Origin of the sequence: Shewanella canadensis (assembly GCF_003966225.1) — a bacterium.
Taxonomy (GTDB): domain Bacteria; phylum Pseudomonadota; class Gammaproteobacteria; order Enterobacterales; family Shewanellaceae; genus Shewanella; species Shewanella canadensis.
Map to the genome: position 1 here is coordinate 322284 of NZ_RXNU01000004.1, position 17386 is coordinate 339669.

Genomic DNA, 17386 nt, shown 5'->3' on the forward strand with positions numbered 1-17386 from the left:
TGGTCACTCAACTGTATATATGTGTGATAAATGGAGGGCTCAACGAGTCCTCCATTTATCAATTAAGATGCTTCTTCGATACAGATGGCTATATCTGCGACTTCATATATGCGCAGGCCATCTTTACTCAAGCTGGCGTTACCCGTGATCACTTTCTTACCATCGACATCTTTAACCGATGTGATGCTGACATCCATCGACATCTGCTTGTTCAGCGGGTTGATTTGACCGCGGTACTTCCACTTGATATCAGACAAGATCTGACCAAACTTTGGATTCTTAAATCTGGCGCCTAAATCTTTGGTAATGGCGTAAGTCTGCATGGTTTCGATAATCGCTTCAACACCCAGAGAGCCAGGCATAACCGGATCTTGGTGGAAGTGGAACTGGAAGAACCAATCGCTTGGGTCGATAGTACGTTCGGCGTACAGGTAACCAAGACCTTCGGTGCCACCATTTTCAACAATTTCGACGCTATCGATAAAGTTCAACTGCCCGCCGGCTAAGCGGTAGTGTGGCTGACTGGCTGGTGCGTTAAAGTGACGGCTGCTCTTGTCGAGTAGGTTCACCTTATGATCCGCAGCTACGCCATTAGTCACATGCCAGGGCTGGGTGACCTTACCGTTATCCAGACCTAGCTGGTCTTTGAGCGCATCACCCTTAAAGTAACCAAATACGGCCTTACCTTCATAGAAAGGCACGCCATCTGTGCTCAGCTCGAAACTGAAGCTTTGGATGATGTTCGTGCCAGCCATTACGGTCGATAGCAGACGCGAGTCGTTACGGATCGTCTTACCGCGTAGGTCGACATTGCGTAGCATCTTGCCGTTACCATCTAAGTTACGGAAGAAGAGCTCAAGCCCGGGGAAGCCAAGCGTGGTGCCCATGTAGCCGGAGATGAAGCCATTTGGCTGCAATGATATTTCCATCAGGATGGAGTACGGCATGGTGGCTTCATGGTTATTTTTGTCAAAATACCAGGCATCGGTTGGCACTTCATATTCGGCGATACACGATGAAGGCTTCTTGAAGTCGCCACGCTTACCGTTTACTTCGATAACACGAGTCGTCACCTGCAGATCGCCACAAGGTGTACGTGGTGGGATCATGCCGCGGTAGATTGAGAACTCAGGGCCGAAACAGTTTTCGATGTTACCGGTCGCAAACTCAAACATGTGATACGGCGTAAACGGCACGGTATCGGGTACACGGTTCGGATAATCCGGCGTAATGGGTGCCTCGACATGGGAGATGGGAACCACGCCCTTGTTCGGCACTTTGGTCAAATCCGGAATTTGTGCCATCAACGGCGCATTCTTAGATGCTGGTTTGTACTCTTTATTTAGGGAAGCCGCAGGCGCTTTGTGAAGAGACGCTGCAGGCGCTACCGTCGTGTTTGAGGTTAGACGTGGGTAGCGGGTACACTCATCTTCCTCTTTAATCATCACACCTAAGTTCTGGAAGTCGACAACGGCTTTACCGTTAAGCAGGATATCGATATTCGCTTTTGCGTAAGGCCGCGGGCTGAAACCAATTTCGGTCACTTCCATGCGATATGTCAGTACGCCTGATTGTGGCAGTACTTGTCCGCGACAACGAACCTGCTGTGATGCATTTTCCAGTGGCTGGAAACGACCATTCTTAGTCTGGGTGTGCATACCAAGGTGCAACATATAGAACTGTAGCAGCTGACCACAACCTTCGGCCATAAGAGAACCTGCCATTACCTCGTCGCCCTGGAAATGACATGGGAAGTACCAGTGATCTGCTTCGAGCTGTTTTTGACCTTCGATAAGGCCAAGACCCCAAGTGCCGCCGTTGCGTTCAACTTTGCTCACCTGCTCGATCATCAGGAATTTCTCCGATGCGAAACACAGTGAAGGTTGAGCCGGGCCTGCGTGATTTGGGCCGAAACAGCCTTCGATATCGGCAGTCAGTAGCTTATGGATATCGCCATAGCTGAAGCTGGTCTTAGGGCAGTCAAGTAACGGGTTGAAGGTCTTCTTAACGACAAGTGCACGTGCCTTAATCTCATCTTCGGTGCGAATAACGCCTTTACCGTCGGCAAGCTCCTCATCGGTGAAGAAGCCGGCGCAGCCACCATCCATCTTGAGGATCATGGTGTCGCCAACGAAACACTCGTAAGAGAAGAAGAACAACAGGGTTTCGCCGTTACGGGCGTAGTTGTTGATCTTGATATCATAACGTAGGGTATCGCCGCCGCGTGGCAGGTCGGCCAGGAAGGTGAGGGTACAATCGAGTAGTCGATAGACGCGCTCACCCTTGTTTTCGAAATCGATGCCTAAGTAACTAATTAACATCAAGTCGCACTGACCGGATTCTACCGCTACGGCCCATGGGATCTGACCATCGACTAGGTAAGGCGCATCTAGTGGAATATCATATTCAGTGGTCATCGAACAAGGTTTGAACTCATTCATGGTCGCATCAAGCTTAGTGACACGAGAGACCAGTAGATAATCTGTGGTTGGTAGACGTACGCGACGTGAATAGCTGTCGATGATGGCGTAATCACTACCAAATACATTGGCGATATCACCTTCGGCATACTCGACGAGATCTGCATAGTTCCAGATACATGGCTTAAGCTCAGGCGTCGGCGCTATGTATGGTGGTACGTTGGCGTGATCAGGCGACAGTTGTTTAAGAGCCGCCGCAGGCGCTTCTTTAGCAAGTGTATTTGCATATGAAACAGGCGCAGGGATTGACGTTACACTCTGCTGAACTTGTGGTGCAGCACTGCCAGTTACTTGAGCTAACTGCTGCTTAAGCAGAGCGTCAGCGACTTTCATACCCGCTGAGCGACTCTTTAAAAATGCCTGATGAGCTTCTTGAGTGAGCAGCTGATTTTGCTGGAATGCCGCTAAATCGCCTGCTGAAACGTCTATTGTCTTACTAGGCGTTGTAATTACTTTATTTGTCATAAGGGTACCTAAAACTGGAGTAGGGCTTACAGGTGCTGCTAATTGGGGTTCTGTAGTTGCAGGTGCAGCCAATACAGGTGCTACTTTAGGAGCTGTGCGCGAGACGATAGGCTTTTGCTGCTTCACAACGGTAGAAGCGCAACCTTGAGCTAGCTTGCCTTGAATTGAGGCTAGAGCTGCAAGTGGTGTATCGACGATATGTTGGTAGATATCACGACCACCTAAGGTGACCTGCTTGAGTAGCTGGTGCTTAGCGTCTGATTTAAGCTCACTGCTTAAACGAGTAGTAAGTGCGCTGTTTTCGCTCGCGGTTTGGCTGATTAATAGCTGCGAGATTTGATTCTCACTGCTACAGGCAACGATTGCTCGGCCTGCATTGTGCTGAGACTGATTCTGCTGGGACAGGTTAAGCAGGCCATGAAGTAGACCCGCCATTCCTGCAGCAGCAAAGCTGTGACCAATACGGCTATCGGCGCTGGTGCTAACAGCTGTTGGGAATAGATTGCTCACTGGTGCAGAAGAGATACTGCCAGGGGCGATATTTGTCTCAACTACCCTGATGGTGTTGATATCAACGCCCGCTTGAGTCAATAGGTTATCGGCAACAAGGTTAGGCTTAGCTGCTTGTCCAAAGGCAAGTGCACTTATCTGTCCATAAGAGTTTTGTCCGTAAGAGTTCTCTCTGTCAGAGCTTGTGGTATCACTTGGAACCAGTACAACTGCTCCCGCTCCTTCACCGACATTCCAGCTACCACTGTTTTGGGCTGCGCTTGCATCGATAGATACGGGCTCGACACTGTTTTTCAGTATCACCTGCTCAAAACTTCCAGAGAGATCAACAGCAGCGATAACCACAGCATCTAGTGCTTCGCTGGTCATCATATTCTGCGCAACATCGATACAGCGGCTCACCGACTGCTCGGCGGCAGAGATAGTAAATGCTGGACCATTGAAATCCCATAGTGAGGCGATTCGAGAGGCCATGATGTTGCCGATAAAGCTGGTGTACTGGTTGAGCTTCGCCGCATCGAGAACACTATCCATTGTGATAGCTTCTAATGCTTGGTACTCATCACCGGTTAAGGTGACGCCTAGCGCTGACAGGCTCTGCTCAAGTTGAGTGTGCAGGTTAACGCGGCCGCGGAACTGGTGAAGTTCAAGCTCAGTTTCCATAGCAACCAGTACTGCAACTTTTTGCCCTGGCTTTAACTTGGCATCACGAATTGCTTCGTCGGTGACTTTCATCAGCATTAGCTGCTGTGAGATCAGGCGATCATCTTCATTAGGCGGCAGCTTGAAGCGCAGGAAGTCCAGGTCGAAACTGTCGACATAGGCCCCCTTGGGCGCAGCGGCAAGGCCAAATTCAGCTAGCAACTCTTGATGTTTCTCTAATCCTTTCCAGCGTTTCTTAGGTAGCGAGATAAAGCCGTTGCTGTTTGATGCAACAGCATCATTGAGCTGGTTTATGCTGCTAAGAGGACCAAAGTGAGAGGCAAGACCGCTTATCTTCATCGCCTGTGGCTTAGGTGCAATAGCCAGCTGATGTCTAGCGCCTGCTGTTTGAGCTACCGCAGCTTGATTATGTGAGTAGGACTCTAATAGTAGGTGAGCGTTACAACCGCCGAAGCCAAATACCGATACACCGGCATGGCGCTTATCGTTACCCGCTTTTGCTGGCCATGGCTGTACCTGACTCGGCAGAGTGCCAGCATCAAATAGGTTGTTGGGTGAAGATATCGCATCGCTAATATTAATACTTGGCGGCAGTGCTCCCTCTTTCATGGCGAAGATCATCTTCATGATCCCCGGCATGCCAGCGGCAGTTAGCAGATGGCCTAAGTTAGACTTAGCTGAGCCAATTAGCGGCGCTTTGGTGCCAGCTAACTTGTCTTCGAAGAAAGTCTCCATCGAGGTAAGCTCAATCTTGTCACCCAATGGCGTACCCGTAGCGTGACACTCAATCACTTCGACATCTTTTGGCTCGATATCACTAGCAGCGTAAGCACGTTCGAACGCTTTTACCTGACCTTTAGGATTTGGGCTAAGTACAAACTGTCCCTTACCATCGTTAGATAGGCCAACACCACTGACAACTGCGTAGATCTTATCATTGTCGCGCTCGGCATCTTCAAGACGCTTTAGTACGAGAACGCCAGCACCTTCGCCGGCGAACAGACCTTTACTGTCGCTATCAAATGGTACCGATACACCGTGATCGGGGTAAGCGTGGAAGATGGAGAAACCCATGTTGATAAAGAAGGGATCCGCACCCGATACTGCGCCTGCTAGCATCACATCGGCTTTACCTGCACTTAAGTAATCACAGGCAAGTTTTAGCGAGTAGACTGAGCTTGCACAGGCTGCATCTAAACTCAGTTGTGCACCGCCGAGGCCTAAAGCATCAGCAACGACCTTTGAGGCGTTGTGGGCAATAGCACCGTTGGCGTTATCTAAAGCAGTTTCGCTTTGACTGCGCGCGGTATGGGCATTAGTTGGGTTTAGCTTGAAAGCACTTGTGCCTAACTTATCTTGCAGGGCCTTTTCAACGGCGTTGTGGTAGATAGGCAGAAACAGATCGTTGGAACGAGTTGTTGGGAACGATAGGGTGCCCATGATGATACCCGTACGAGCAAGCGAGTCGCTCTGTAGGGTAATACCCGCATCAATCAGTGCTTTTCGGCTGGTGTCTAGCGCCCAAAGGAAGCTGGTATCTAATCCGGTCAAGCTTTCACTTGGCAGCTGATAACCGCTAGCATCGAAGCTGAAGTTCTCAATGTAGCCACCTTTATCACAGTAAAAGCGGTCTGATTGCCCCTGAACACCTTGGTAATCGCCGCTGTTTGCACCGAGTTTTTCATTGGTTAAGGTGCTGCGTGAATCTCGTTTATCGAGCACGTTCTGCCAAAACTCTTTTGGGCTTTTGGCATCAGGGTAGAGCGTAGCAAGACCGACTATAGCTATCTTGCTCTGCTTAGCGGCCTGTTTGTCTGAAGAAGACATTAAACTTCCCCTTGTAATGTTAGATTCGACATCGGTTCACTCTTGAGCTGCTTGGTGGTCGCTGTTTTCTGCAGTTGAGAAAGCGCGATTTCACGATTTAATCCATCAATAAGTGGCTGAGTTGTGAGTGGAACTCGATGACTAATAAGTTGGCCTAATGCTTTAAGCAGGGTAGTGATATCATCACCGCCCTTTGCATTGACGGGCACAGTGCAGTATGAAGAGCCATTAGCGGCAGTTGTATTAGCTTCTGTCGACTCGCCGCCGCATTGGCGATCTTGTTTAGCGATCTTGTCGATAAGCGTACAGTTTTGTCTATCTGCGCCTAGCTCGACAAATAGCTTAACGCCTTGCTTCTGAGCACTGTGAACAAGCGCTGTGAAGTCTAAGGTGTTGCAGAATGTATCGGCGATTGAGCGGGCAACAACTTGACTGTCGAGACCACCATTAGCATTTGATACTGTGCTATCACCTGAAGCTGCACTGATAAACTTGATTTGATTTGGCAGCACCTCTTCAAGCGGTTGGTTGTAGAACTGCTCTACATTGCCGCGCTCTTCCATCGCTGGAGTGGTATGCATGGCTGTGACTCGGTTCGCTGCAATACCGCGCTTTTTCATCTGTGCTAATAGCGCTCGGCACTGAGTCTCACAGCCTGCAATAACACAGGTATCACCCTGAACTATGGCAAGGTAAGCGTGGGGGAAATCAGGAAGAAACGCCTTAATGGGCTCAGCGGGTGAGCGCACGACAAAGCTATTCCAGACAATATCGGCATCACTATTGGTTAACTGCCACGCTTTGCGCACTGCAGTGAGCTTACCGGAAATCGCACTGGTAAATAGGGGATCGGTTTTAGTCTTCTCAATCAAGGCGTGGGGAGCGTTCCACACACCAAGGCTTGCCCACATCGATGCTTCACCCATAGAGTAACCTAAGGCAAAGTTCGGCGTGATATTAAACTGTTTCACTAGCAACTGAGTCAGTAGGTAGCTGCTACCCACACCTGCAATAGCCAGATCGCCAAGCTGCATCGCTGGGGTCACTTTAGGATCTAAGTGATAGATAGCATCGGCTTGAAACATCGACTTTAGATCACCTTCACGTTCGAGCTGTGAATAGAGTGATGGAAAGTATCTGTGTAGCTGACTAAACATATCGCTATAGACAGTCCCGACGCCAGGGTAGACAAAGGCAAGACCACTTTGGTCTGCTCCGCCTAAAGGCTCAGCAGTAAAATAGCTGCCTGCTGGCGTCTTGTATTGTGAAGCGTACTGACCATTTTCGCTCATTACATTTGGCAGTGTTTCACCCATGGCCGTGATCTCCTGAAGCATTGCTTCAATTGAACTAGCCTGGAGTGTAATGGCATACCTGCTGATGCTAGCGGTATCACTGTTACTCTTCTCATATGAGACGAGGTTATCGCGCATTTGTGTTAGCAGTGAACCGGGCTCTGTAGTGAGCGCTGACTTTATCTTTGTAAGCTCGCTGAGCAGTTCAGCTTGGGTGTCAGCGCAAACAACAAACTGTAATCGCTTAGTATCGATAATCGATTTTGGTGCGATAAAGCCTGTGCCTTGGGAAACCACGAAGCTGATGCAACTAGCCGAACTGCTCTTTGATGAACTGTTTTGTAAAGAGCTGGTCAGGTTAATGGCTACCACACGTGCTTGATGGTGATCGGTAAACCAGTAGTGACTCGTGGCCTGTTTAGGGCCAATTGACTCTGTATCTCTATGGTGTGTACGAGAAGCAAGATCTTTGATTAGCGTACACACGGCATCGAACTGCTCGGTGCTATTTAGCTCAGGCAGGTCGAAGCGCTTGCTGACGCTGTCAGACTTACGCTTTGCTTGGCTTAACGCCTTAGCCATAGAACTATCTGCAAGGGAGTAGGCAGCAAGGGTCGTGTCAGTAAGCGCAGGGTCAGCTGAATCAGACTCAGCTTGTATCTGCATTGCAGCAAGTTGCGCATGGGGGTGAATTCTATTTTGCGCCGCTTTTAGTGCATGCATCATCAACAATGAGCTTGATGGCGTTGAGATTTGCACTATCTTACCTTGCTCTATCGACTCGATAGTGGCTGTTAAATTAGCTTCGAAATCATCGACCTTGATAGAGACAAGCTCAGTTGTCTCTAGCAATTTCGAGCTATGCAGATCAGGCATTAGCACTGACAGCTGTTTAGCCATCTCAGGCGTATCAAGAGACACTGCATTTAAATCTAGTGATGCTGGAAGCACCAAGAGTGCGATGCGCAGTGGCATCTCACTCTTGATAACTTGATCACTGACGCTCGCTGCTGAATTAACAGGGGGTGTCGGCTTGATCATTAGGCTTGCTCTCCTTTAGCGCTTTCGTTTAAGAAAGCGCTATTGAGGTTCTTGCTGATAGTGACTTTCGCCCCTTTCATCATCGCGCTAAGCTCACCATTTTCATGGTAAAGCGCGACATTAGCCTCAAGTGAACGAGCGCTGGTCTTAACGACCTCTAGCTCTAGCACTGCCTTATCACCAAATGCCAGCGGCTTGTTTGAGATAAATTCACCGATAGTGGATGGCAAGCTAGCTGCACCGTATTTAAGTCTTGCCCATACAAGCATCGCTTGAAGAAGCAGATCTTCTGCAAATGGCTGGCTGCCACCAATATGCTGCGTCGCAACAAACTGGCCGCAATCAGAATCACTCACCTGTGGTAGCTGGCAACTGGCTAATAGGCCCGCGTCATCAAACTTAAACACCTGCTGTATGCCCTGCAAACGTGGCCCGTGGAATAGGGTTCCGTTGCTATAGAGCTCAGCAGCAGTTGTGACGGCATCACCAAGTTCGGTAAACGATTTTGATGCTGCATCAACGTCACCCTTTGCACTGGCTAGGGTTGCCTTGTACTGCGGACGACCCTGACTGCTGATTAAAGCATTCATTTGGTCATTACCACTAGGCTTAAGCTCTAAGGTCATCTCTTGAACATCACAGCTGTCAAAGATGATCCCCTTGAGCAGCTTGTAGTCGAGCACTTTAACTTGAGTGCCAAGCATCTCGCTCGCCGCCTCGCGCATCCACTGAATTGCACAGACAGTGGGGAGCACTGGATTACCGCTAATGCGGTGGTCTTGGATAAAGACCATCACATTAGGGTTTAAGGCTCTTGTTAGAGAGACAGGTGCTAGCGGGCGCGATGCAGTTAGCACCTCACCCGCATTAAGCTTTTTTACAGTAGAGCCTTCAGCGTTATTTGAGTCCTGTTCGTCGCCGCCACCTTGCATAGAGGTACCGATAAGCAGTTGAACACCAGTTGTACTCAGTAGCTGAGTAGCAAATAGTTCTGCACCTGCCTTTAACGGGATAACGTACACGCCGCGGTCGGTAAACATCTTCTTAAGTGCATCGGTAACCATACCGCCATCCCAAGGACCCCAGTTAAAGCTCATCACTTTAGCTTGTGGGTTGCGGGCAGTGAACTGCAGCGCTGTCTTGTTAAGGATGTCGTTTGACATTGCGTAGTCGCTTTGACCTGTATTGCCGTAGAAACCTGCGGCAGAAGAGAACATCGCCAGCAGTTTCACCTTGCTTGAATCGAGTGCTGCAAGCAGGGCTTTAAGGCCATTGACCTTAGTACCGTACACGCGACCTAACTCTTCAACTGTCTTATCTTGAATATGCTTATCGGCAAGTACACCGGCACCATGGATAAGACCTGTGATCTCATTCGAGCGACCTTTAAGCGCTGCTGTAATAGCGGCTGTGTCGGTCACATCCATGCTGACATACTCAGCACTTGCGCCAACTTGGGCAAAAGCTTTAAGGGCTGTATTGATCTCGATAGAGCTCTTAACAGTCCAGACTAATGATTCAACCTGCTTAGGGGTCGGCTTATTACCTGTAGAGAGAATATGCGCAATCGCAGCGGGTTTTAGCTCGCTTACCTGCTTGTTTTCAGCCCATGTTGGGATAGCAAGAAGCTCGCTACGCCCAGCAAGGATAAAGTGAGACTTTGCGCGCGTGGCTAAGGCAAGGGCACATTCGAAGGTCACACCTTTTGCTCCCCCGGTCACCAGTATTTTATCAGCGCTGGTTAGCGATGATGCTGCATGTTTACTGCTCGCATCGCCTGCTATTAAGGTTGTACGTGAAACGTTACCTTTAGCGTCGAGTGAGATACCCACTTCTGGCAGTTGAGCCTTGCTATCGAATAGCTCAGCTGTGATTGCATCAGCAAGGTTGGTTGCATCTAAGCTGGTAGCAATATCCAGAGCGCGGCAGAAGACTGTTGGCCACTCATGGCTCAGTGTCTTAGTTAAACCTGCTAGTGCGGCTTGGTTTAGCTCAGCATCTTGTAGCTGCTTAGTGTCTAAGTAACCAAAACCACCATCGATGCGGCTTACTGTGATAAAGCACTGACGCTTATCAGTCGATACCGTCAGCTTAGGTTGCAACAATTTAGCCCAAAGGAACGCTTGGCTAACGTGAGTGAAGCTTTCACTGTTTAGGTTAACTGCATCGCTTACGTTGCTGGTATTAGCTTCTGGCTGCAGGTGAATAAATCCACTAATTTGGCCAAGTTGTTGCTCTATTTGAGCAATAACACCATTGATTCCAGACTCATCAAGACTCTTTGCCTGGAAGCTTGCGACATCACTACTTAGTGGTGATTGAGCTGCGCCCTTAGGTAGACGTACAACGGCTACTTTAAGACCTTGCTTTGTTAGTTTCTCAGCTAATACGCCTGCGTTGTGACCATCATCGGTGATCACTAGGGTTGCGTCTGCGGCGAAACAGTCGTTAAGTATGTCCGCCGCATTAAGCTTTTTTAGCGCTACCTCGCTGTGAGGAGGAAGCTGTACATTTGAAGCAATTGAGTCAGCTACTGACTTTACCGCGTCGGTTGCTGCTGCAATAGTTGAACCTAAAGTTGCAGCGCCTGCGGCGGCACTTGTAGATAGCTTTGAGTTCATATAACTAACGATTTCGCCCAGTGTACGACACTCGGCAAGATCTTCAGGGTTTAGCTCTGGAAGCCCTGGAAGCTCATCTTGAACGGTACCTAGAATTTCTACACGCTTGATAGAGTCGATACCCAAGTCTGCTTCCATATCCATGCTTAGTTCAAGCATCTCAGTGGGGTAGCCAGTCTTATCGGCAACCACTGACATCATAGTGCCCTGCACTTTTCAGCAGAGAGGTGCTCTGCTGAGAGCGAGCCTTCAGCGGCACTTGTATTAGTTCCTGAAGGAAGTTTGCTATTCATGTACGAAACGATTTCACCCAATGTACGACACTCGGCAAGATCTTCAGGGTTTAGTTCAGGAAGGCCCGGAAGCTCATCTTGAACGGTACCTAGAATTTCGACGCGCTTGATAGAGTCGATACCCAGATCGGCTTCCATATCCATGCTCAGCTCAAGCATCTCTGTCGGGTAACCGGTTTTCTCGGCAACCACTGACATCATAGTGCCTTGAACCTGATCCGCAGAGAGACCATTTGCTACAGGAGCTGTACTTACTTGAGGAGCAGGCGCCGCGGCGGCACTTGTATTAGTCCCTTCAGCTGGCAACTTGCTATTCATATAAGCAACGATTTCACCCAATGTACGACACTCGGCAAGATCTTCAGGGTTAAGCTCAGGCAGACCTGGAAGCTCATCTTGAACTGTTCCTAGAATTTCGACGCGTTTGATAGAGTCGATACCCAAGTCTGCTTCCATATCCATGCTAAGTTCTAGCATCTCAGTTGGGTAGCCCGTCTTATCGGCAACCACTGACATCATAGTCGCTTGTACTTTCTCTGCTGAGAGTGAGCCTTCAGCGGCTTGTGAAGGTAAAGAGTCTGTGAGGCTTGTGCTTGTTGCTGTAGAATTTCCTGCAGGAAGCTTAGAGTTCATGTACGCTACGATTTCACCCAGTGTACGACACTCAGCTAGATCTTCAGGATTTAGCTCAGGTAGTCCTGGTAGCTCATCTTGAACGGTACCCAGAATTTCGACGCGTTTGATAGAGTCGATACCAAGGTCCGCCTCCATATCCATCTCAAGCTCTAACATCTCAGTTGGGTAGCCAGTTTTCTCAGCTACAACAGACATCATGGTTGCTTGGACTTTCTCTGCTGAGAGGCCACTCAGTTGAGGAGCTGCGCCTTCAGCTGGAAGCTTAGAGTTCATGTACGCTACGATTTCACCCAGTGTGCGACACTCGGCTAAGTCTTCAGGGCTAAGTTCAGGCAGACCCGGAAGCTCATCCTGTACTGTACCCAGAATTTCAACACGCTTGATAGAGTCGATACCTAGGTCCGCCTCCATATCCATCTCAAGCTCTAACATCTCAGTTGGGTAACCAGTCTTCTCGGCAACTACTGACATCATGGTTGCTTGGACTTGTGTTGCAGAGAGTGAGCCCTCAGCGGCTTGTGAAAGGGCTGCAGCTGCACTTGTATTAGCAGAGCCTGCGGCGCTTGTTGCTGTTGCTTGAGAATCAACTGAAGGCAACTTACTATTCATATAGCTAACGATTTCACCCAGTGTTCTACACTCTGCCAAATCTTCTGGGCTAAGCTCTGGAAGGCCTGGAAGCTCATCTTGAACAGTACCTAAAATTTCAACGCGCTTGATAGAGTCGATACCAAGGTCCGCCTCCATATCCATCTCAAGCTCTAGCATCTCTGTTGGGTAGCCCGTCTTCTCGGCAACCACTTCAAGCATGGTAGCTTGAACCTTCTCAGCTGAGATAGTTGCGCTTAAACCAGCTAGTGCAGTTGGCGCCGAGACGGCAACAGGAGCGACAGGTGCTACTGTTACTGTTTGTACCGGTGCTGCTTGAACCACTGCGGGTGCTGTAACTACAGGACGTTGGACTTGAGCTACTGGTGCCGCTTGAACTGCAGGTGCTTGCACTGGAGTCGCTTGTACCTGAGCCACTGGTGCTGCTTGGATGATGGCTGGTTGAGCGGCAGGAGTGACGTTCTGGGTAGAGATAACAGTCGACGTGCCGTTAAGCATACTTAGCGCTGCGTTGTTGCTACCGGCTTGCATCTCAAGGAACTGAGTGTGGCTTTGCACTGTTTGAGCTTGAAGCTGGTGGAATTGCTCCATTGAGCGCTGTAGGCTCTCAGGGATAGCAACGCCAGAACCTGCAAGTTTAGTTTGCTCAGTCATCAAGGTTGTGAAGGTCTCACCGTACTGCTGTGGGATCTCCAGGAACTGTTGATGAAGCTGGGCAGCTTGCTGCTGTGCAGCGAAGAAGTTAGTTAGTGCATCACCGCTTACGTTAAGAGCTGCTGATGGCTCTCTAGTTACAGCTGTTGGTGTCACTTGATGAGAGTGAGCGTTAGACTCTTGGTTACTAGACACTTGCGTATTCGACATTGGTACTGCAATCTCCACAATCTTTTCTACTTCTACTATTTTTTCTACAAGCTTTTCGACTTCAACCACTTTCTCAACTTCAACAACTTTTTCAACAAGCTTCTCTTCGACAATCGTTGAGCTAGTGACTGTGCCGGTCTCTAGTGACTTGGCCATCTTAGCGCGGGTTGACTTGCTGATATGGTTGACAGCGTTAAGCGAGATGCTCATTGGAGACTTCTTCTCTGGCGCAGCGATATCGGCTTGGTAAGGATCGATATTATCGAGCTTGATACCTGCAACAGCCAACTGCATCGCAGCTTGCTTAAGTTGTAGGTCGCTATCGCCTTTAGGGCTAGGGTTGATAGAGATGGCGCTAACGCCAGCCTTATCTGCAAGAGTGCCCTGAACCAGCTTTTGCAAAATGTTCTTAGGACCAAACTCAACGAAAACACGTGCGCCGGCGTCATACATGGCTTCAAGCTCAGCTGTAAAGCGTACCGATTGAAGCATATGCTTCTTGAACGAGGCCTTAATCTTCGCGCCAGTCGTGTCGTAAAGCTCACCTGTAGCGTTTGAGTAAAGTGCGCGAGTAGGCTTGGTGAACTTAGCGGCATCAATCGCTTTAGCAAATGGCGCTTGGGCGTGTCCTACTAATTCGGTGTGGAAGGCGCCAGATACAGGCAAGTTGATCGCTTTGTAGCCAAGTGAGCTAAGTGCTTTAGCCGCTTCGCCAGTTGATGCCGTTGGGCCTGCAATGACCGATTGTGTCGGTGCATTGTAGTTAGCTACTTTTACACCATCGAACTTGGCGATAGTGGCTTCAACGGTCTCAAGATCGGCAGCAGACTTAGTGATGATGGCAAACATCGCGCCAGTGTCAGCTTCTACGCCATCTTTGGCTGGCGCTTTTGTTGCCATGGCATCGCCACGGGCAAATGCCAGCTTGTAGTAGTCATCAGTTGAGATAGCGCCAGATGCGCAAAGAGCAGTAAGCTCACCAAAGCTGTGACCGGCAACCATATCGGCATTGAAACCAGCAGCGGTGAATAGCTCGTACTGACCCATAGAGATGGCGCCGATAGCACTTTGTGCATTGGCAGTGTTAGTCAGTACCGCTTCTTGTGCTTTAACATCATCTCTGTTGAAAACAGGCTTTGGATAAAGAGTCTGTGAAAGCGGGGTCTTGTCATTTGCAGCAAAGACTTTATCAGCGGCTACAAACTGCTGACGCATCTCTGGGTAGTAACAGGCAAGATCGCGACCCATGTTGAGGTACTGTGAACCTTGGCCAGCAAATAGTGCGGCAACCTTTCCTTCGATAGCAGATGCGCGGTAGCTGGTGCCACCGGGTAGCTGCCAGCCTTCTTGGGTAGCAAGAGTGTCACTAGCAAGCTTAGCGACAGCTTGCTTGATCTGTGTTGCGAGCTCTTCGCCTGTATTAGCCACTAAACCAATACGAGGTGCTTTAGCATCGATCTCACGAAGAGCATAGTCAGCTGCGGCATCTTTCAAGTTGAACCCAGCTTGAGCCACAGACGTTTCTAGTGTGTTTAGTTCGGCTATCAGTGCATCTTTGCTTGCGGCGCTAACAAGGAAGCTTTGTGCAACTTGGCGCTGACGATATTTCGCTTTCTCGCTGTCATCGCGACTATGTTCTTTAGTGTACTCTTCCAATACGAAGTGGAAGTTCGTGCCACCGAAACCAAATGAGCTGATACCAGCGCGGCGCGGCGTACCGTCAGTGCGTGGAAGCCAAGGACGAGTCTCGGTATTGAGATAAAAGGGTGATTTTTCAATCTCAAGCTTAGGGCTTGGCTGGCTGATGTTAATCGTTGCCGGCAACACTTTATGATGCAGAGCCAGTGATGCCTTAATTAGACCCGCAGTACCCGCGGTAGATTTAGTGTGACCAATTTGAGATTTAACAGAACCAAGTGCAATATGTTGCTTAGTGTCGTTGCCATCGGCAAATACTGAGCAAAGGCCTGCAAATTCAGCCGCATCACCGGCAGCTGTGCCTGTACCGTGTGCTTCGATAAGACCCAGTGTATGAGGCTCAAAACCAGCGTCATCATAGGCACGTCTCAGGGCTTTAGCCTGACCTTCGGGGCGCGGCGCATAGATAGACTTGAACTTACCATCTGAAGATGAACCCACACCTTTAATGACAGAGTAGATACGGTCACCATCGCGCTCGGCATCTTCGAGACGCTTTAGCGCTATCATGCCGATACCTTCACCGATCATCATACCTTTCGAGTCGATATCGAATGGCTGAATAGTTTCGTTGGTGGTGAAAGCTGGAGTCTTTGAGAAGCTCATGTACATCGAAGGTGAGTTATCGGTACATACACCACCAGTGATCATCATCTCTGAGCGACCTTCAACAAGCTCACTCAGTGCCATACGCATTGCGGCGAGTGAACCTGCACACGCTGCATCGACCACACAGTTCATGCCACCAAAATCGAAACGGTTGGCGATACGACCTGAGATAACGTTACCTAAAGAACCTGGGAACGAGTTCTCTTCCCAGTGAACGTACTGGTCCTGAAACTTCTTGATCAGCATTTCGCTATCTTCGTCGCTGATGCCACTGTTAGCGAAGACTTTCTTAAGTACAGGGTACTGCAGACGCGCCGTTAAGCTGTGACTGATCTTCTGCCCGCCGCCCACACCGAGCGTGATACCAATTTTGTCTCTGTCGTAACCTTCAGGCAGATGTGCGTCGGCCAAGACCTCTTTAGCAACAATCAAAGAGAGTAGCTGCGATGTATCGGTTAGCTCAAGGATGTTTGGCGGCAGGCCAAACTCCATTGGGTTGAAATCAACAGCTGGCAGGAAACCACCACGCTTACAATAACTCTTATCCGGCGTGCTCTTGTTGGCGTCGTAATACTCTTCTGGTTGCCAGTGAGTCGATGGCAGTTCGGTGATGGCATCGATTTTTTCACTAATCAGATCCCAGAACTTGTTCAAGTAGCGAGAGTTAGCAAAAATGCTGGCCATACCTACGATCGCGATAGGCATATCTTTAAGACGCTTATTGAGTCTTGAATCAGCTTGTGAGTCTTGTACTTGCTCAGTCGCTTTAGCTGACTGTTTATCACTCGCTAAAGGCTTCTTTGAAGGTTTAGAGGTTTGGCTCATTATGAGTCTCCGCTGGGTGCCTGATTTTCAGGCGTCTTGTTGTTAGTTTCAACGTGTTCCGTGACAGAGGTATGACTGAGTCTGGCTCCGGGGAAACGCTGTAAAAAGGTGTGGTAGTTGCGAACGAGCAACTTACGCAGATGAAACGGCCCATGTTTTAGCACATAGGCGATGTATCGATTCGTGGCTTGGGTATTGCCATCTTGGTATATGTCTAAATAGATCCAGTCGCTGCTTGGGTCGATGCCAAGCAGTATTGAACTCGGTTGCGCTTCGGTTAACTGAGGTGGGATAGTGAGAGACACTACCTGAACCACGTTATCGCCATCGGGACTCGGCATTGCCAATGTCTCGGCGAGTGTTTCGAAGTGAAGTGTATAAGTTTGAACATCACTGCCTTGAATGATGGGCAGTTGATTGAAGTATCGCTGGGTACGTGAGGGCTCTCTATATCACTCACCCGTGATACGCCGTAGCGTTTAAGACATCTTGCTAACCCGGAGCGAGAAACATTGGGGTTAATAAAATTTTGAGTTACCCGAAGGAGTTTATCGAGTGGCATCTTAAGCTGATACCTCAAGCCTACAACCACGTACTCCTGAAGCGGTGTCAGTGTTGTATTGAGGTGGTGGGGCGTATTTGGCGTATTTTCGACAGAGTCACGTTTGCGCCACTTACGTACCGTTGCTTCACCTATGTTCAACACCTTGGAAAGTTGCGTGATTGAAAGGTCAGATTCTTGGATGAACCGACGCATTTCGGGTGTTGTGGTGGCATTGCGGTGCCGAGTCTCGGTCGCGCTTTGCGTACGTTTATCCGGATTTGAATTTTCCGGACTCATATTTTTTCGAGCTTGCTCTGCCATCGGTTCAGCGCTACTCCGCTAATAATCTACTGGGACTAAATACGACTTTATGACCGGGGGATCCTGCAGGAGTTCCCTGTTTATC

Annotated in this window: 2 protein-coding genes and 2 pseudogenes; all 4 read right to left on the bottom strand. The window is 49.3% G+C overall.

What is annotated here, in order from left to right; all coding sequences use genetic code 11:
• Window positions 1–62: 62 nt before the first annotated feature.
• Entirely contained in the window at window positions 63–5945 is a 5883-nt protein-coding gene (locus EKG38_RS09860) for a hotdog fold thioesterase (protein WP_126520082.1), read from the bottom strand.
• Window positions 5945–8281 carry a PfaB family protein gene (locus EKG38_RS09865; protein ID WP_126520083.1) on the bottom strand — a complete coding sequence of 779 codons (2337 nt, stop codon included), beginning with the start codon at window positions 8279–8281 and terminating at the stop codon, window positions 5945–5947. Before EKG38_RS09865 ends, EKG38_RS09860 begins: the two co-directional genes overlap by 1 nt.
• Window positions 8281–16436, bottom strand: a pseudogene (locus EKG38_RS09870) (phosphopantetheine-binding protein). The gene EKG38_RS09865 and the pseudogene EKG38_RS09870 overlap by 1 nt, the downstream one beginning before the upstream one ends.
• Window positions 16436–17277: pseudogene (locus EKG38_RS09875) on the bottom strand (transposase family protein). Before EKG38_RS09875 ends, EKG38_RS09870 begins: the two co-directional pseudogenes overlap by 1 nt.
• Window positions 17278–17386 lie beyond the last annotated feature (109 nt).